Raw genomic sequence first — 18,618 nt, 5'->3', positions numbered from 1 at the left:
CAGCTTCCCAGCGACGACTGACACCCCCTGCCGATCGCCGGCCGCGGCTGCCCGCGATCACGGTCTGGACCAAACAAGCGGCAGCGCCCCTCGTGCTGCATCGCCCATCCTGAGGGAAGGTTGGCTCGCTGCTCGCGGGCGTCACTGTCATCACGCACGGGCCGGGGCACGCGCACACGCACTCTGAACTCGCCCCGCACTCCAAGGCACACCTGCCCTCGCTACGCTGCGAAGCAGATGCACCTCGGGCGGCGTCACTTCGCGCTGAGATGAGCTCTGGCGAAGCAGGCCGTCGCCAGCACGCGGGAAAGGATCGGCGGCCATGACCGATACCACGGGTACGCTGCCTCTGCATCTTTCTGCGGTGCTGTGCACGCGCAATCGGCCTGATCTGGTCGGCACGGCACTGCGCAGCGTGCTGAATAACGAGTATCCGAGCTTCGATCTCGTGGTGGTTGACCAAAGCGACGATGATGGCACAGCGGCCATCGTACGGCGACTTCAGACACAATATCTCAATCTACGTTACATTCATACGAAGCGAGTGGGACTCTCTGCTGCGTACAACACGGGCATTGCCAGCTCCAGCGGCGAGATCATCGCCTTTACAGACGATGACTGCAAAGCTCCCATCGACTGGCTCGCACAAATCGAGCGAGCATTCGCGCACAATCCCGACATCAGCCTGCTCTACGGTCAGGTTCTCGCACCGAATGAACTCCGCACCGTGCCTGGTGTGGTGCCGGAGTGGAAGATCGCCCGAAGACGCAGAGTGAGCAAACAGTCTCGGCTAGCGTCGTACGGAATGGGCGCAAATTTTGCAGCGCGACGGAGGCTCTTTGCAGCGATTGGTGGCTTCGATGAAGCGCTGGGCGGCGGCGGGCCGTTGCGCTCATCACAAGACTTCGACCTCCAGTATCGGGCGAGCCTCGCTGGCTTTGCCACCCTGCTGGAGCCTTCGGTACACGTGGACCACTACGGTCATCGCACCTCTCAGGAGTGGCCGAAGACGCTGACCGCCTACGGCGTGGGCAATGGCGCCTTCTACATGAAACACATCCGCTGCGGCGATCCTGCGGCCGCCTGGATGCTCGGCAAGGATTTGGGAAGAGAACTCGCGCGCTGCGCGATCAAGCCGCTGTTGCAGCGTCCGCACAGCCGCGCATACCTCGCCGGCATGTTGCAGGGCATGCGCCAAAGCCTTGCGTATCCGATAGAGCGAGCGCGGCGCACCTACGTCATCACCACGCCGCGCTGAACCTGTATGCAAAAGTGTATCGCGTTCCGGCACGTGGCAAGCGCGTCGCGGCCGTGGGCGGCCGGGGGCTCTGCCCTGACCATCACCAGCGGCGATTGCCGAAGCGCCCGTGCCAAAGCTTGATCGGTTCGCAAATGGGAGTTGGTGACAGATGCGTATCGTGGTGATCGGCGCCGGTCCGACGGGCCTGGGCGCTGCCTACCGTCTGCAGGAGCTGGGTTTCAGCGACTGGGATCTGTACGAGGCGTCGGATCACATCGGCGGTCTGGCGGCCAGCCATACAGATCGCCAGGGCTTCACCTACGACATCGGCGGCCATGTGCTCTTCTCCCACTATCCGTACTTCGACGATTTGGTCGATCGGATGCTTGGGGATCGGTTTGTGCAGATGCGGCGGGAGAGCTGGATTCGCACCGGTGGCCGGTATGTGCCGTATCCGTACCAGAGTAACATTCGCTATCTCAGTAATGATGATATCGTCGCATGCATAATGGGTCTGATCAAGGCCCAGCGAAGCTCCGATCCAGCGCAGGCAGGGAACTTTGCCGAGTGGATAGATGCGCAGTTTGGAGAGGGAATCGCGCAAAAGTTCATGATTCCCTACAATGTTAAGGTTTGGGCACATCCTCTGAAAATGATGAGCAAGCAGTGGATCGCTGAGCGTGTTGCATTGGTTGATATCGAGCACATTCTGAGAAATGTTCTAAAAGAACAGGATGATGTACAGTGGGGTCCGAACAGCACCTTTAAGTTCCCATTACGTGGAGGTACCGGCGGGCTGTTCGAAGGCTTCAAGCCGTACGTCGAGTCTCATCTGCATCTCAACTCTCGTGTCACGGCTATCGATCCGTCGCGCAAGGTTGTCGAATTTGCCAACGGCAGCCACACAAATTACGACGTATTGATCAGTTCGATGCCGATTAATCTGCTGGTCGATTCGTTGGAGACCTGTCCAGTTTCCGTACGCACGGCAGCGCAGCGACTGTGCTGGAGCAGCGGGCTGTTTGTCGGAGTCGGTATCTCAAGACCATGTCCGAGTGACAAGTGCTGGTTGTACTTTCCAGACGCCGAGGTGCCGTTTTACCGAGTCACCTATCTGTCTAACTACTCCCCGTACATTGCGCCAGATGACAAGCACTTCTTACTGCTAACCGAGACATCCTATTCACCGTACCGTCCGCAGGACCGCGGAACTATCGTGTCGCGAACGATCGATGGCTTGATAGCCACCGGTATTTTGGATCGCGCTGATCGCAGCCGTATAGTGGCCACAGACCTTACAGATATCAAGTACTCGTATCCGATCCCGACGGTTGATCGCGATGCCGCTCTCGCGGACGTTCAGCCGTACCTGATGGAGAACGCCATTTACTCTCGTGGTCGCTTCGGCGCCTGGCTGTACGAGATCGGAAACATGGATCACTCGGTCATGCAGGGAGTGGAGGTGGTCAACCGCGTGCTCTGCGGCGAGGAGGAGTCCACCTGGTTCTGCAGAGCGGGCGGAGCGGTCCTAGCTGGGGCGCGATAGGTGAACCCGAGCGGGTGCGCGACGCCTGCGCAGCGTTGCCACGCGATGCTCCTATAGTCGACGGCAGGCACAGATGCGGTGAGGACGGGAGCGGGGATCTGCGATTCCGCTCAGCTCGCGCCCGTTGCACGCCACCGCTGCGGGTGCCGCGGGCGGGCACCCACCCTCGACGTTGAGGCGCCGGCGAGGCCGAAGCGCGCTTCCCTCGGCGCACAGATCGCATCTTGCGGGGACCGGCTGCGGCAAGGTGCTACTCTGCGCGCCTGGGCGTTGCACACATTCGCGCTGTCGTTGCGCATGTCTCCTTCAGCGAGCCGCTTGGTGCAGAAGTCGGCGGCTCAATGCCTCCTTGTCATGTGTGCACACGCGGCCGCCAGCGTGCGGCATCGCTTGCAGTATCGCCGGCGACGGGACGCGGCGGAGCAGCGGGCGGAGACGGGCGCCGAATTCGTGCTCGTGATGGCCGATGCCGTCGGCGCCCGCACGCCGGAGCTGCGATTAGAGATTGAGCGTAGCGAGGCTAGCCCTTCGAGGGGGACATGGGGAGCGCAGCGGGGCGGCGCCAGGCCAGCAATATGCCGCGCAGGCCGACGTTACAAAGATTGGGCAAAGCCATGGACTCGCACAATTGGCGTGGTCACGTGTAGACAGCTACGGTGTCTGGCCGTTATGGTATTGCCGGCCAAAGGGATATGGCTGCAATTACTTCGGCCGTGTTCAGGTGGAGACGGCAGCGTTTCAGCGTCGCGGAGGCGGGCTGCCCCGATCCATTGCGCTGGTGCCGATGAATGAGCTGTGAACCCGCGGCGTGACAGGTGCGGTTCGGGAACGTGACGGTCTTCAACCTGGTTTGCGTCGACGGCTCTCTAGGTATCTGCCTGCCGCAGAGCCATCCTTGTGGTTAGTTGGGAGCCTCGATCTCCAGCCATCAGCGTCCGCACTCAACCGGAACGCCGCGGCGTATGTCATCCTGGGTCTCCGTCCCGTCGCACCCTGCCTCCCCTCATACTGGAGCACCACGTGAAACGATACCTGTTGCCGATTGGTGCGATCCTGGCGGCGCTTTTCCTTGTCGTTGGCGGCTCGAATCCGCATCACCTTCTCCAGCCGGAGCCGGCTGCCGCCGCCGGCGGTTGCGGCCTGGCGCAGCCCGCGTTTTGCGACACCTTCGACGCGCCCACGGCGAATCCCGCGGGCAGCCGCTCCGGCGAGCTGAACGGCGTCGTCTGGGGGGTGTCGCGCCTCAATGTGAACAACCCGTCGCAGGGTCTGCTCGACAGTTGGGCGCCGTCCGGCTCGCTGCTTCCCGCTTGCAACGGCACAAGCGGCACGGTGCTGCCGGAGCGCGACCATCGGATTTGCAACGGTCGGTTTGTCGAGTCCACTAACGATGCGGGAGGCGTGACGACGAATGCCGCCTACCCAAAGCAGCCGTTCGACTGGGCCGGCCGCACCGGCATCGTCACGTTCGATGTGGACACGTTCGCCACCGGCATTCACGGCGCCTGGCCGAGTTTCGCCATCACCAACAAGCCGGCACCGGCCCCAGACGCCACCCGCTCGAACGAATCATTGGATCCGCAATACGCGCTCGGGTTCTCGCTGGCCGCCACCTGCGGTGCGGGCACGTCGTGCGGCGGGGGGCCCGGTTGCCCCTACCCGTCGCCCGATGGTGTCACCGTCGACAAAATGTACGTCGTCAACGAGTACGCGTACAGCGAGGTGCCGGTCACCATGACGGCCTGCGTGCAGGCGCAGCCGGGCACGCTGAGCCACTTTGAAGTGCATGTTTCGGTGAGCCAGGTTAGCGTGTGGGCGACGGAGCCGGGCACAAGCGCGCCGCTCAAGCAGATCGCCGTCTCCGGATCGCTCTCTCTCCCCTTCACCCGCGGCCTGATCTGGATCGAGGACTCGCACTACAACGCCGCGAAGTTCGGGCAGCCCTCGGATGCGGACCATACCTTCCAGTGGGATAACGTCGGCTTCGACGGGCCCGTGCTGCCGCGTGATCTGGCGTATGACGTGCCCGACGCGCTCACTCCTGCCCCCGGCGGCGGCGTTAACCTCGGCTACGCAGTGGCGGGCGGGACGCCCACGGCGCTCAGCGTTACCGGGCTGGCCGATCCGGCGCAGGCATCAGCCGCGCTGCTCACGCTGAATTTCTACCCCACCACGAGCACTGCCGCCTTCCAGTACCGCGTGAACGGGAACGCCTGGCATAGCTCGGGCTGGCCGTGGAGCGGGGTACTGTGGTCCTGGTTCACCGCCGCGTTACCGGTGCCGCTCACCGAGCTGCACAGCGGCACAAACACCATCGAGCTGCAGCTTGGTCTGAACGATACCTGGACCTTTGCTAACCTGGACGTGATCCTCGTCGGTGCAGGCGGCGGCGGTTCCGGTAGCCCGGCTGGCGTTGGCACTCCGGGCGCCGTCTCGCTCCAATCGCCGGCCGAGGGCGCGATCGGGGTGAGCCTTACCCCAACGCTGGCGTGGACGGCAGCGAGCGGCGCCAGCGAATACACGGTCTACGTCTGGGATCCAGGCGCCAATGTGATGGCCTACCAGACGACAACGGCGGCGCTCTCCGCCACGGTACCCGCTGGCTCGGCGCTGTCGCCTGGCCGGTTCTACTACTGGACCGTTCAGGCGTGCAGCGGAGCGACGTGCGGGCAGACGGCTCGGTGGGAGGGATTTACGACGCAGTTTGGGATCGGCGTGCCTGCGTTGACGGCCCCGGCCGAAGGCGCAACGGGTGTTAGCCTCACGCCTGCGATCGCGTGGACGCCGGTGAGCGGCGCCACCCAGTACACCGCGTATGTCTGGGATCCGGGGGCCGGCGCGATGGCCTACCAGGCCACCACCACGGCGACACAAATCTCCGTGCCCCAGGCTTCAGCCTTGCAGCCTGGCCGCTTTTACTACTACACGGCGCTGGCCTGCAACGGCGGCGGGTGCGGTCCTGTGGCCCGCTGGGAAGGCTTCACCACCGCAACCTCGATTGGCGTGCCGGGCCTGCTCGCTCCGGCCGAAGGCTCAACCGGCAACGGCGCCACGCCGACCATCCGCTGGACGGCAGCGGCGGGCACTGGACCGAGCACGCAATACACCGTCTACGTGTGGGATCCGGTGGCGTTGGCCATGCTGGTGCAGCAGAGCACCGTCGGACAGTCGTTTACCGTCCCCGCCAGCGCCGGGCTGGTCAGCGGCCAGTTCTACTACTACACCGTCCAGGCCTGCAATGGCGCGAGCTGCGGACCGCTTGCTCGTTGGGAGGGCTTCACCAGTTAGGACGCCGCTGGCCTGGATTCCTCGAAGGCACGAGGACAGCGCCCCGTGAGCCAAGACGAGCGGAGTCCGATTGCCGGCGACGCTGCCGCGACTCCCGCCGCGGCAGCGTCGCCGGTCGCCTTCTACGGGAAGGAAACCAGCAGCCCTTGACAGGCGATCACGGTGGCCGGCTTCCGGCCGGTGAAGTACCGGATCGTCGCCCGGTGATCCCTGGCAACGCGGTGGAGCGCCGCTTCTGCCTCACCCCAATGCTCGTACCTGGGCTGCCCTGTCCGTATCGATTAGGTAGACAAAGCCGCCTGGCCTCAGCAACCGCGCGACCTGCGCGACAACGAGTTCGCGATCATGGCCGTCTATGACAATCAAGTCAAACGGACGGTCGGCGAAACGGATCGCATCGGCATAGTATGGCAGCGGCCTTATTTGTACCTTCTGTCGCCATCGGTACGCGTCGTGCGGTGTGAATGGCAGCGCCGCGTTGCCGGTAGCTGTCTGCCGATCCGGCGCGGATCCGGCGGCGTGTAGCGCGATTGTGGCTGCTGCTTCTACACGCGGAACGTAGCCCCAGCAGTTGGCAAGGCGACCTGCTGCAGCGTGCCATGCGGCTCCCGGCCGGAGCACGTCGCCGCAACGGAGTCGCATCCTTCTCGCCGCCGAGGTCCACATTACGTTGAGTAACGGTTGAGTAACGATGCGGTTGCGAGCCGTGCCGATCGGTGGATGGAGGGTGCCGTGGTGACGACGACAGCGGTAGCCGGCGAGCGTTCGCGCGCCGGCCGGGATGGAACCTGCACCCCGCCTGAAGGTGAGCGCGACCGCGGAGGGCGGCGGACCCTCGACAACCGAAGCAGCGCGACCCTGGCGGTTGCTCGCAGGGGGCACGGGGCCAGTGGCGCCGGCTGCGGCCGGGTTCGACGAACGGGCGTGCTCGAAAGTGGAGGTTCACATGGGTCGGCGATCGATCGCACTCGCCCTGGGGCTCTGCGCGCTGCTCGCCGTTGGCTGGCTCGGCTCGGCAGATCCTCTACGTCTGCACAACACTCCGGCATCCGCCGCCACGAGCTGCGGCCTGGCGCAGCCGGCCTTCTGCGACACGTTCGACACTCCCTTCCCGGTTTCGCGCGATGGCCAGCTCAATCCGGCGACATGGTCCGTATCGCGCGTCAGCGTGATGAATCCCAGCCAGGGGTTGCTCGACGCCTATTATGCGGTCGACGCCATGCACTGCAAGGATGCCATGCCGGGGGTGTTGCCCGACCATGATGTCTTCGAGTGCGGTCCCACGTACGGCGAATCCAACCACTTTATGACCGCGATCAATGACGATCAGGGCTACGTCTACACCTCGGCCCGTATCCGGCAACCCTTTGACTTCAGTACCCGCACCGGCACCATCGCCTTCGATGTCGATGCGATCACCAGCGGCGGACACGGCTGGTGGACCGAGGTGTGGATCGCCGATCAGCCCGTGCCCTCGCCGCATGACAGTTATGGCACGTTTACGACCTTCAGCCCGAACGCTCTGGGGATCCGCCTCTTCGACGGTTGCGGCAGTGCCTTCACGACCACCACGGTTGGCGAGATCAATCTGGTGAAAAACTACAGCGACACCGTGCTGCAGGACCCGATCACCGGCGGCAGCGGGCTGACTCGCGTTGCATGCATGAACACCATGCACGACATGAAGAACCATATCGAGGTGCACCTCAGCCAGAACCGCGCCGAGGTTTGGGGCAGCGATCCGATCACCACCGACGGAGTCTATCCGAACTTCCAGTTGCTGGCCTACGCCGATAACCTCAATCTGCCGTTTACGCGCGGCTACGTCTCGCTTCAGCACGTGCACTATAACGGCGCGAAGTTCGCCACCAGCAGCGATGATTGTGTGCCGGTTCCCGCGCCCGCCGGCTGCGATCAGCAGACCTACCACTGGGATAACGTCGGCTTCGACGGACCCATGATCGCCGAAACCGGCTACGACGTGCAGGACGCACTCCTGCCGGCCCCGAATTCGCCGTATGACGGGGCCGCGGCGATGAACCTGGGTTGGGCCGTTGACAGCTCCGGGATGATGGCGTGCTGCGCCAGCGGTGTGAACTGGCCGACGATCGCCGTGCCGGCCCTCGCCCTCAGCGGCGTGGATCTGAGCGGCGCCACGTCGGCAAGGCTGAACCTGGACTTCTACTCCTTTACCGGCTCGGAAAGCCTGAGCTACCAGTTCAATAACGCACCGGTGCGCAGCGTGCCCTACCCGACGGGCCCGACACAAACGTGGACCTGGCACGCCGCCTCGCTTCCGGTGAACCTGAGTGACCTCGTTGCGGGCGCCAACACGCTGAGGCTCTGGGCCTCTTCGCAGATCGGCGTCGCCAACATCGACCTGAGCCTGAGCGGCGCGGCGCCGGCCACGGGTCCCACACCCACGCCATCGCCGAGTGCAACGCCCAGCCCCACGCCCAGCCCCACGCCATCGCCGAGCCCGACGCCCTCGCCCACGCCGAGCCCGACGCCCTCGCCCACGCCCAGCCCAACGCCGTCGCCGTCGCCGAGTCCGACGCCGAGTCCGACGCCGAGCCCGACGCCGAGTCCGACGCCGAGCCCTTCACCAACGCCGAGCCAAACCCCGCCGCCGTCGCCGAGCTTCACGGTGACTGGAAGCGATGCGTCGAATCCGGTCATGACCGGCAGCGGGCAGGGACTCATCGCTACCGTGCGGAGTGCCACGGCCGCGGCCGCCCTGGTCGACCTCGAGGTCTATGACCCGACCGGACAGAAGGCGTTCCAGCAGTACTGGGACAACCAGACGTTTGCTGCTGGCCAGACGCGCAGCTTCTCCGGCACCTGGAGCGTGCCCGCGGCGCAGATGACCGGGACGTACACGCTCAAAGTCGGCGTGTTCGCGTCGGGCTGGACGCAGATGTACACGTGGAACGGCGACGCGGCGCAGTTTGCCGTCGCCGCCCCGCCCGCTGCCGGCTTTAGCGAGAGCGCCACCGTCTCGGCCGCCAGCGCCCGCACCGGGACCAAGGAAACGATCCGGGCGAGCGTGACGAGTGCGACCGCCGCCTCGGTCCTCGTAGACATCGAAGTGTACGACCCGAATGGGCAGCGCGTGTTCCAGAAGTCCTGGGACAAGCAGAGCTTCGCCGACGGCCAGACGCGGACCTATTCCCCGACCTGGAACATCCCGGCCAGCGCCGCGCGGGGCACCTACACGGTGAGGATCGGGGTCTTCTCGCCCGGCTGGGGCCAGCTCCTGGACTGGAACGACAACGCCGCGCAGTTCACGGTCACGCAATAAGCGGGCGTCCACGCGCGAGGGAGCAGGACAAATCGAGCGCCTGCTCCCTCGCACCGCTCTCAGCGCAAATGAGCGCGGGCCATCGAGCTAACAGCGAGATATACGGACTTCATCCAAAGATATCATCCGTGCAACACTTCACCCGTTGCCTCCGGAACACCACCGCACGGGAGTTTGCCATGAATGCGCCCACATCGCTGTCCGCGGCCATGCCTCGCCGGCGCCCGCGTTCGTTCGCGGGCCTGCTCGGCATCATCGCCGCGGCCATTGCGTTGCTGGCCGTGGCCAACGGCAGGGCGACGCGGCCGGCCCGCGCCGCCTCGGGTCTGCCGGCCGGCTGGCCGAGCGCGCTGCAACTCGGCATGGCCGATTCGCCCGGCGGCGCGGCGACGATGAAGGCGACCGCCCCCTTCGCCTTTCGCTACCAGTACCTCGCCGGCGGCGTCAACACCGGCTCCGGCTGGGCGACCTGGAACCCGGGTGGCGACTTCGTCACCTACTACATCCAGGACAGCGTGGCCAACGGCATTTCGCCGGTCTTCACCTACTACCAGATCCGCCAGTCCAACCCCGGCGCGTCCATGGCCGAAAGCCAGGGCGTGCAGGCGAACTTCCAGAACACGGCCACGATGACGGCGTACTACCAGGACTTGACCCTGTTCTTCCAGAAGGCCGCCGCCTTCCCCCAAACCCGCGTGATCCTGCACGTCGAGCCTGATGCCTGGGGCTACCTCGAACAGGCCAGCGGCAACAACTCCGCGACCAGCGTGCCGGTGCAGGTGGCGGCCACCGGCAACGCCGACCTTGCCGGCCTGCCCGACACCGCGGCCGGCTTCGCTCAGGCCGTCAAGCGGTTGCGCGACAAGTACGCCCCCAATGTGCTGCTCGGCTACCACCTCTCTGTCTGGGGCACGGGCGACGATATCCTCTACAGCAAGCCCCCGGACAGCGTCGTGGTGGCCGACGCGCAGAAGGCCGCGGCCTTTGCGCAGTCGCTGGGAACGGCGTTCGACCTGACCTTCGCCGAGGCCTCCGACCGCGACGCGGCGTTCAAGCAGTATGTCTATGGCGACGGCGGCGCGAGCTGGTGGGGCGCTGCCGACTACGCGCGCAACGTCCTCTTCCTGCAAACGTTCCACGCTGCCGTGCCGGCCGGCATCGTCGACTGGCAGTTGCCGCTGGGCAACACGAAGATGCAGGCGGAAAACAACACCTGGGACCACTACCAGGACAACCACGTCGAATGGTGGCTGGCCGACGTCACGCGTCAGCATCTGCAGAGCTACATCAACGCGGGAGTGGTGGCGCTGCTCTTCGGCCGCGGCGCCGACGGCGCAACCTGCGCCTGCGATGCGGCTGGCGATGGCGTCACCAATCCGGCGCCGATCAACGGCAACACCACACCGTCGCTCAGCGCGGACGACGACGGCGGCTTCTTCCGCCAGCAGGCGCAGGCCTACTACGCCGCCGGTCCGCTGCCGCTTGCGGGCGGCTCCGGCACCCCTACGCCAACGCCGTCGCCGAGTCCAACGCCCAGCCCGACGGCCAGCCCGTCTCCCAGCCCCACGCCAACGCCGAGTCCGACGCCGTCCCCGACGCCGAGCCCCACACCATCGCCCACGCCGAGCCCGACGGCGAGCGCTTCAGCAACGCCGAGCCCGAGCCCGACGCCGTCGCCAACCGCATCCCCCAGTCCGGCGGCTGTGACGTTTACCACGGCTGCCAGCGCCTCGCCCGCCAGTGTCGCCGCGGGAGGAAGCGAGGCAATCACCGTCACGGTGCGGGCGAGCGCCAAGACGACGGCGTTGGTGGACCTGGAGGTCTATGCGCCGGACGGCACGAAAACGTTCCAGAAGGCCTGGGACAACCAGTCGTTCAGCGCGAGACGGACGCGCAGCTTCAGTGCGAGCTGGGCGGTGCCGGCCGGCGCGGCTGCCGGTACGTACACCGTGAAGGTCGGCGTATTCACGCCCGGCTGGGCCAGTCTGGTCAGCTGGAACGACGGCGCGGCGACATTCAGCGTGAAATAGCCGCGGCCGCATGCGGGATCGCTCGTCGCACGGCCGCGCCAGGCTCGGCGGAACCGTGCGGGATCTTGACCGGGTTCAGGCTCGATGCGCACCGAGCCTCCACCCGTGTGCGACCATGGTGCGCGCCGCCGCTCGCTAACCTGCGATCGGAGGCCGGCGGTTGCTTGCGGCCTGGACCGTTTTCCGGGGGTGGCTGATGGGTGGGAAGCGTCACGCGCTGTTCCTCGTGTTCGTGAGCGCGCTCGCGATCACGGCCGGCTGCGGCGGGGCGGCCAAGGCCGACCGCACGGCCGCCGGCTCGCGCATCTCCTGGCAGGGCGGCAACTGGTTTCTCAGTGGCGCCAATGTTCCCTGGTACAACTGGGCCTGCGACTTCGGCTGCGGCGCCTCCAAAGGGGTGAGCGACCCCGCGGTCGCGGCGCCGCTTGCCGCGGCCTTCAAGCAGGCGCACGACGCCGGCCTGCATACGCTGCGCTGGTGGATGTTCGAAGGCGACGCCTGGCAGATCTCCCGCGATCAGAACGGCGCCCCGTCCGGTCTCAATCCCCAGGTCTACACCGACCTCGATGCCGCGTTGCAGCTCGCCAGCGACAACGACCTCTACCTCGACCTGGTCCTCTTCTCCGCGCCCACGCACCCCCCCAGAGCCTGGATCACGGACGAGGGCCAGCGGCAAGCACTCGTCGCCGCCTTGACGCCGCTCTTTGCACACTACAACGGCAACCCGCGGCTGTTTTCCTGGGAAGTCTTCAACGAGCCCGAGTGGGACATCTGGACGAACAAGATCGACCAGGCATCGGTCACCGCAACCGTGAAGGCGATCGCCGACGCGGTGCATGCCTCCAGCAGCGCCTATGTGACCGTCGGCTCCGCCATGCTGGACGGTCTGCCGATGTGGATCGGGCAGGGCCTCGACTACTACCAGGCGCACTGGTACGACTACATGAAGCCCGGTAACTGGTGCGCGCTCTGCGCGACGTACGATGACGTCCGCCAGCGCTACAGCCTGGACGCTCCCCTCGTCATCGGCGAGTTTTATGCCGGCAGCGATATCGACGCCGCCGCCCGGCTCAACACCTTTTACAACGCGGGCTACGCGGGCGCCTGGCCCTGGTCGCTCTTTCCCGATCACACCAGCGACCACCAGGCCATTGATCTTGCCGGCGCCAGGAAGTTCGCCGACCAGCACAGCGATCTTGGGCCGCTCTCGGCTCCGCCCGCAGGGCCCTGAAACCGCTCACGCCGCCCACGGCCGGTAATCGGCTCGCCGCGCGCCGGAGTCCCGGCCGGCGTGCGCCCGTAAGCTCTGGCAGCCCCGCTTAGACCGCCTGCGCCGCGGCGAGGCCCAGCTCCTGCCGGAAGTACTCAACCGTGGCGCTCAGTCCGGCTTCCAGGTCGACACGTGGCGACCAGTCCAGCAGGCGGTTGGCCTTGCCGATGTCCGGTTTCCGCTGGCGTGGGTCGTCGCCAAGCGCGGGCGTGCTGTACGCGAAGCTGGAGGCGGAGCCGCACAACGCACGAATCCGCTCCGCGAACTCGATCACGCGGTGCTCATCGGGGTTGCCGAGATTGATCACCTCGCCGCGGGCGGCCGGGGTGAAGGCGGTGCGCATCAGCCCCTCGACCAGGTCGTCCACGTAGCAGAGGCTCCGCGTTTGCTCGCCGCTGCCGTAGATCGGCAGCGGTTCGCCCCGCAGCGCCGTGCAGATGAAGTTCGGAACCAGGCGGCCGTCCTCCGGGTCGGAGTTCGGCCCGTAGGTGTTGAAGATCCGCACGATCCGCGCGTCCAGGCGGTACTCGTGGACAAAGGTCATCGTCAGCGCCTCGGCGTAGCGCTTGCCCTCGTCGTAGCAGGCCCGCCTGCCGATCGAGTTGACGTTCCCCCAGTACGATTCCCGCTGCGGATGCTCCAGCGGATCGCCGTAAATCTCGCTGGTGCTGGCGAGCAAGAACGCGGCGCCGTTTCGCCGCGCCTGCTCCAGCAAGTTCAGCGTGCCCTCGCTGTTCACGCGCATGGTCTCGACCGGGCGGCGCAAATAACCGGGCGGGCTCGCGGGACTGGCCAGGTGGAAGATTACATCCGCCGCGAAGCCCAGCGGCCCGATCACGTCGTGTTCGAGGAAGGTGAAGCGCGGCTCGGTCTCGAGCGCCGCGATGTTGCTCCGCCGGCCGGTGCTCAGGTTGTCGAGACAGAGGACCTCGTGCCCTTCGGCCAGCAACCGCCGGCAGAGGTGTGAGCCGATGAAGCCGGCGCCGCCAGCGACGACGGTACGCATACTTCTTGTTCCCCTTCTTTCAGCGTCACGCTCTAGCTACGCCCGCGGTCCAGCCCCAGCGGGCTGTGCTCTGCGGGCGGCCGGCCGTTCAGCGCCGGCCTATCTGCTGCGATGGGCTGGCGCGTGCCGTGCGCACCCAGGGCCGGTCGCCACGCACCGCAAGGGCACGGAGATAGATCAGGCACTTCCACACGACATACAACGGCGCGAAGCCGAGCGCCAGCCAGCCGCGCGGCCCCACGCGGGCGAGCAGCAGGCCGGTCAACACATACGCGCCCAGCGCACCGATGTAGGCGAGGGCCGGGACCCAGATCACCGCTGTCCCTGCCAGCAGTCCGCCTGCCAGCGCCAGGAATGCCAGCACGGTCGGCACCGAGATCGGCGGCACAAGCTGCTCGACGGCCGCGTCGATGGCGGCGACGTTGGCGTGCCGCAGGCCGAAGCGAAGCAGCGGCAGCGCCTGGCGGCGAATGGTGGCCAGCCGGCCCGCCTCCCAGCGCAGGTTCTGCGAATCGGCCCCGCGCAGCGAGTTCGGCATCTCCCCGTACACCACGGCGTCGGGCACGAAGTCGACCCGCAGCCCGCCTCGAAGCAGGTGCAGGTGGAACTCCACGTCTTCGGCAAGGCCGGAGGTGGGCCAACCGAACCGCTCGATCACGTCCCGGCGGAAGGCCATGCCGTTCCCCTTCAGGCCGGCGGAGGCGCCGATCGCCGACTTGGCCAGCGGACGCAGATAGTGCACCAGCGCCAGCGCGACCTCGCGCAACGACTCCGCGCGGCTGCCGTTGACCTGGAGCACGGTGTAGTACCCCTGCGCAACGCGGCTGCCATCCGCGAACGCCGCTGCCAGCGCTCGCAGGAAGTCCGGCCGCACGACGGAATCCGCGTCGAGCACGACGTACACGTCATAAGCGCCGCCCGCCTGTGCGACGCGATCCAGCAGCCAGGACAACGCGTACCCCTTGCCTCGCCGCTCGGCGTCGGACCGCTCGAAAACCTTCGCACCGAGCTCAGCCGCGATCGGGGTCGTGCGGTCGCTGCAGTTGTCGGCGACGACGAGGACGTCGACACACGCCGCTGGGTAGTCGAGCTGCGAGAGGCTGTGGAGCAGGCGGCCGATCGTCTGCTCCTCGTCGTGCGCGGGAACGAGGACCGCGAAGCGGCAGAGCGCGCTGGTGTGAGCGCGCCTGCGGGCAGCCCCCACCAGACTGAGCACCGTCAGCCCGAGCAGATAGAGCCCCACCGGCAGCAGCACGCCGGCGACCAGCACGATCGCCACGACGAAGAGGCCGGTCTCTGCGAGCCGGATCACCCTACTCTCCTCGCGGTGTGGCCGGCGCCGCCGGCGTACGCGCGGCCGGCTGCCGGGTCTCAAGACCTTGCCGCGCGGACAATACGGCGGCGACCCGGTTCACGAACGCATCCAGGCTGAACGTCGCTTCGACCAGCCGCCGACCGGCGCTGCCCATGCGTTCGGCCTCTTCTGGATGCGACAGGAGGTGGCGGATCGCGACGCGCAGCGCCTCGGAGTCGGCCGCGGGAACGTAGAGCCCGGTCTCCGCCGCGGCAAGTTCCCCCTGAAGCCCGAAGCTGCCCGGCCCGCCGATCGCTTCGGCGCCGACGCCGTCCCTGCTGCACAGCCGACCTCTGACCACGTCGCGCTGTCCGCGGGTGGCCGTGACGATCACGGCCCGGCCCATCGCCATCGCCTCAAGGATCGTCGTGACGCCGGCCTGGTTCTCGACCTCATGCAGCGGCACCACCACGAAGCGGGCGCGCGCGTACAGATCGCGCAGCTCCCGGTAGTCCAGCGTGGTTACGTGCACGTTCGCTGGAAGCTCCGCCGTGCGCGCGGCGTGGCGATGCGTCGACCAGCGGCTGCCGGCAGCGATCACGGCCTCGATCGGCAGCCCGCGCACGGCGTCGATCAACACGGAATAGTCGCGATACTCGAGCCCGGCACTGGCGATCAGCAGCTCGGTCTGGCCCGCGGCGGGCGCCCAGAACCGCGGATCGACCTGGTACGGCGTCAGCAGAAGCTGGGAGGGCCGCAGTCCGAGCTGGCGGCCGGCCAGCGTGTGCTGCAGGCTGGCGTGCGTGAGCAGGACGTCAATGCCGCGCTGCGGGCGCAGCCAGCGAAACGCCGCGCGCTTGGCACGGGTGGTCAGCAGGTGGGCCAACGCCACGTGCCGCGGCCGGCGGTGACTTCGTGCCAGCAGCACCGCCAGCGGGATGCCGATGTGCTCTCCGTCGCTGAAGATGCAATCGTAGGCGCCGCGGCGTTGCCAGGCCGCGAACGCCTGGGCGACCGGCGCTCCGGCCAGCCGCCGGATCAGCCGCAGCGTGCGCGAGGCATCGATCGCCGTGTAGTCGATCACGTCGGCGCCGAGCGCGTCGGCCAGCGCGAAGAAGTCCTTGCGCGGCCAGCGGCCTTCGGCCACCGCGTTGCGCGCGGCGGCATCCAGCGATGCGCTGACCAGCAGCAGTGAACGGCTGCCCATCTCGTTAGCTGCTCCCCGTGGCTACCGGCTGCAGCAGGGCAGGGAGATCGCAGAGAGGATCGGCCGGCGGCTCGATCTTCAGCAGCTCGCGCATGCGCCCGACATCCGCGACGAAGTGACGCACCTCGGCGTCGCGCGCCGGCAACATCCGCAGCTCTCCACGTCCGCCGTGCAAGTCAAGGATGCGCCGGGCCAGCGCCAGCAACGGTGTGCCCGTGCCAGAGCCGACATTGATCGGGAGGCCGTCGAGCAGGATGGTGCTGACGCGCAAGAGCGCCTCGACCGCCAGCGGCACCGGCACGAAGTCGATCACCTGGTCTCCGCCGAAAACGTCGAGCGGTTGTCCCGCCGCGGCGCACTCGAGCCAGAGCGGGATCACGCGATCGCGATCGCGCGGGCCGTAGACGTTGGCCAGGCGCACCACGGCAACGTCGAGCCCGAAGCGGCGCCAGAAGATATCGCAATACAGCTCCGCGGCGGCCTTGCTGGCGCCGTACGGGTTCCGCGGTGCTACGGGTTGCGACTCGTCCACGGGAAGGTTCGCCGCATCGCCGTAGACTTCGCGCGAGGAGGTGAACACGACGCGCCGCACGCCCGCCGACGCGGCCGCCTCCAGCACGTTGAAGCTGCCGGCGACGTTCGCCTCGAACGAATAGCGCGGGTCCGCGACCGCGCCCATGACGTTCGACTGTGCCGCCAGGTGATATACAAGCTCGGTTCCAGCCAGCGCTTCGGCCACGGCCCGCCGATCGGCGACGTCGGCGATCACGACGCTCAACCGCGGGTCGGCCTCGTGCTGCGCCAGGTGCGCGAGCGCGCCGCGCCGCAGGTTATCGAAGGCGACCACGCTGTTGCACGGCTCAGCGAGCAGCGCGTCCACGAGGTGGCTGCCAATGAATCCGGCTGCTCCGGTTACGACAACGCGCACGCCTACTCCCCTTGCCCGATCAGCGTCCCGCGCCTGCTGCGCAGCGACCGCCAGCGATCGATCCCGGACTCCACGACATCCAGCAGTCGATCCGCGTTGCGTCGCGCGTCGAAGCGCTGCTCGGCGATCGCTCGTCCCGCCCGCCCGAAGCGCTGGCGCAGCTCCGGATCGTCAACCAGGCGTTGCAGGGCTGCGCCCAACGCCGCGCTGTCACCCGGGTTGACGATGATCCCGGACTCGCCGTCGCGTACGGCCTCGGGCTGGGCGGCGACGTTGGTTGTCACGATCGGCAGCCCGGCCGCCATCGCCTCCCCGAGCACGACGGCAAGGCAATCGGCATACGTCGGCAGCGCGAAAATGTCCGCGTCGCGGTAGAGGCCCAGCAGCCGCGGATCGTTGGGGCCGAGGCCGTTATGCACCGTCGTCGCCGGCGTGTCCGGGACACGGCTCGAGGTCACGATATCGAGATCGCAGCGCTCGGCGAGTCCTTGCCGCATCGCGTCGAGCAGGAGCGGCCCGCCCTTGCGGACGAAATCGCCCCCAACGAAGAGCAGGCGGGGCCGCCGTCCCGCGTCGGTGTCCGCAGGCGTTCGGCGCTCGTAGAAGAGCGACAGGTCTACGCCGGGAGGGATGACGGTAATCCGCTCTGCAGGTACGCCGTACTCGGCCTGCAGCGAGTCGCTCGCCCATTGCGACCAGGTCGTGAGGGCGCTGGCGCCGCGGGCGACGCGGCGGTGCAGGCCATGTTTCAGCCGTTCGCCGGCCGAGTTGGGATCCGCGCGATGGTGATAGTACGAGCCGACGCTGTCGAAGCCCTTCGGCGTGGCATCGAGCGAGAGGATCACCGGCAGGCGGCGGGCCGCGATCGGCGCCGAGAGCGCCAGGGTCTGCGTATGGTAGAGCACCGCGTCGAGCCGCCGGTCGCGTGCGCGCAACAGCGCCGCAAAGGCGCGACGGCTTGCCCGTACCGTCCAATTGCTGCCGATCAGCGGCAGCCGATCGATCCAGCCGTCCCGTGCGAAGGGGACGGGCAGCCACACGGGGTCCACCCGATCAGAGGTTGCGTACGCGGCCTGGAGGTTGCGCGTATAGGTGACATGCCCCAGCGCCTGTTCCATCAGGAATGCGACCCGAGGGCGCCCTTCGGCGGCTGCTGGGTCAGGCCGGTCTGCGCTGGCAGTGCGGAGGTCGCTCAACGGCCTCGCCTCGACGTAGAGATGATGCGCAGCGGCGTGCTGCAGTCCAAACGGTAGCAGCGCGGAGAGGAGGCGAGGTGACCAAGCCGTGCGGATGTGGTGAACCCCGCGCCGTTCCGCCATCCTGTCGCTGGCGCCGATTCCGCTTTGGCGACACGCAACGGTCGGCGGTACTGATCATCTGCACTCGATTCTCACGGAACGCGTAGTGTTTTTCCGCGCGTGTGCGCTTGAGACTGATCGACACGTCGAGATCGGCGGTGCGGCGATTCGGAGGTCGCGAGAGGCGCAACCATGGAGGAATACAGGGAG

The 18,618-nt window shown here is 67.1% G+C and carries 12 protein-coding genes; 7 read left to right on the top strand and 5 right to left on the bottom strand.

Annotated features, from left to right (window positions below; genetic code table 11):
• Positions 1-322: 322 nt before the first annotated feature.
• The 7 genes from VKV26_13235 to VKV26_13205 all read left to right on the top strand — a co-directional run bounded on the left by VKV26_13235 (position 323) and on the right by VKV26_13205 (position 12,636).
• Positions 323-1,258: a glycosyltransferase gene (locus VKV26_13235; protein HLZ70859.1), complete on the top strand. Its 936-nt coding sequence runs from the start codon at positions 323-325 to the stop codon at positions 1,256-1,258.
• 151 nt (positions 1,259-1,409) lie between these two features.
• Positions 1,410-2,786: an FAD-dependent oxidoreductase gene (locus VKV26_13230; GenBank protein HLZ70858.1), complete on the top strand. Its 1,377-nt coding sequence runs from the start codon at positions 1,410-1,412 to the stop codon at positions 2,784-2,786.
• An 897-nt stretch (positions 2,787-3,683) separates the two neighbouring features.
• A complete protein-coding gene (locus VKV26_13225) occupies positions 3,684-6,074 on the top strand; it encodes a hypothetical protein (GenBank protein HLZ70857.1) in 2,391 nt (796 codons plus the stop codon).
• Between the two features lie 345 nt (positions 6,075-6,419).
• Complete coding sequence (locus VKV26_13220; GenBank protein HLZ70856.1) at positions 6,420-6,599, top strand: hypothetical protein; 180 nt, start codon at positions 6,420-6,422, stop codon at positions 6,597-6,599.
• Between the two features lie 421 nt (positions 6,600-7,020).
• Positions 7,021-9,375, top strand: coding sequence for a hypothetical protein (locus VKV26_13215; protein ID HLZ70855.1), 2,355 nt, complete (start codon positions 7,021-7,023; stop codon positions 9,373-9,375).
• 179 nt (positions 9,376-9,554) lie between these two features.
• Complete coding sequence (locus VKV26_13210) at positions 9,555-11,405, top strand: hypothetical protein (protein ID HLZ70854.1); 1,851 nt, start codon at positions 9,555-9,557, stop codon at positions 11,403-11,405.
• A gap of 196 nt (positions 11,406-11,601) precedes the next feature.
• A complete protein-coding gene (locus VKV26_13205; GenBank protein ID HLZ70853.1) occupies positions 11,602-12,636 on the top strand; it encodes a hypothetical protein in 1,035 nt (344 codons plus the stop codon).
• Positions 12,637-12,724: 88 nt separating this feature from the next.
• Here VKV26_13205 and VKV26_13200 read toward each other — a convergent pair whose 3' ends face one another.
• From VKV26_13200 to VKV26_13180, 5 genes are all read right to left on the bottom strand, one after another.
• On the bottom strand, positions 12,725-13,681 hold the full coding sequence (locus VKV26_13200; GenBank protein ID HLZ70852.1) for a UDP-glucuronic acid decarboxylase family protein: 957 nt from the start codon (positions 13,679-13,681) through the stop codon (positions 12,725-12,727).
• Positions 13,682-13,769: 88 nt separating this feature from the next.
• On the bottom strand, positions 13,770-14,960 hold the full coding sequence (locus VKV26_13195; protein HLZ70851.1) for a glycosyltransferase family 2 protein: 1,191 nt from the start codon (positions 14,958-14,960) through the stop codon (positions 13,770-13,772).
• Positions 14,961-14,994: 34 nt separating this feature from the next.
• On the bottom strand, positions 14,995-16,182 hold the full coding sequence (locus VKV26_13190; protein ID HLZ70850.1) for a glycosyltransferase family 4 protein: 1,188 nt from the start codon (positions 16,180-16,182) through the stop codon (positions 14,995-14,997).
• Between the two features lie 4 nt (positions 16,183-16,186).
• Positions 16,187-17,110, bottom strand: coding sequence for an NAD-dependent epimerase/dehydratase family protein (locus VKV26_13185; protein ID HLZ70849.1), 924 nt, complete (start codon positions 17,108-17,110; stop codon positions 16,187-16,189).
• Positions 17,111-17,112: 2 nt separating this feature from the next.
• The gene (locus tag VKV26_13180; GenBank protein HLZ70848.1) at positions 17,113-18,429 is read right to left on the bottom strand and encodes a glycosyltransferase family 4 protein; all 1,317 of its coding nucleotides are present in this window, start codon (positions 18,427-18,429) and stop codon (positions 17,113-17,115) included.
• Between the last annotated feature and the right edge of the window lie 189 nt (positions 18,430-18,618).

It is taken from the genome of Dehalococcoidia bacterium (genome assembly GCA_035310145.1).
GTDB lineage: Bacteria > Chloroflexota > Dehalococcoidia > CAUJGQ01 > CAUJGQ01 > CALFMN01.
This window is presented reverse-complemented; position numbering and strand designations above follow the sequence as displayed.

Excerpts from the sequence above, each read along its gene's own strand:
- VKV26_13205 (HLZ70853.1), top strand. The coding sequence starts at position 11,602 with ATGGGTGGGAAGCGTCACGCGCTGTTCCTCGTGTTCGTGAGCGCGCTC.
- VKV26_13235 (HLZ70859.1), top strand. The coding sequence starts at position 323 with ATGACCGATACCACGGGTACGCTGCCTCTGCATCTTTCTGCGGTGCTG.
- VKV26_13180 (HLZ70848.1), bottom strand. The coding sequence starts at position 18,429 with ATGGCGGAACGGCGCGGGGTTCACCACATCCGCACGGCTTGGTCACCT.
- VKV26_13215 (HLZ70855.1), top strand. The coding sequence starts at position 7,021 with ATGGGTCGGCGATCGATCGCACTCGCCCTGGGGCTCTGCGCGCTGCTC.
- VKV26_13190 (HLZ70850.1), bottom strand. The coding sequence starts at position 16,182 with ATGGGCAGCCGTTCACTGCTGCTGGTCAGCGCATCGCTGGATGCCGCC.
- VKV26_13200 (HLZ70852.1), bottom strand. The coding sequence starts at position 13,681 with ATGCGTACCGTCGTCGCTGGCGGCGCCGGCTTCATCGGCTCACACCTC.
- VKV26_13210 (HLZ70854.1), top strand. The coding sequence starts at position 9,555 with ATGAATGCGCCCACATCGCTGTCCGCGGCCATGCCTCGCCGGCGCCCG.
- VKV26_13220 (HLZ70856.1), top strand. The coding sequence starts at position 6,420 with ATGGCCGTCTATGACAATCAAGTCAAACGGACGGTCGGCGAAACGGAT.
- VKV26_13230 (HLZ70858.1), top strand. The coding sequence starts at position 1,410 with ATGCGTATCGTGGTGATCGGCGCCGGTCCGACGGGCCTGGGCGCTGCC.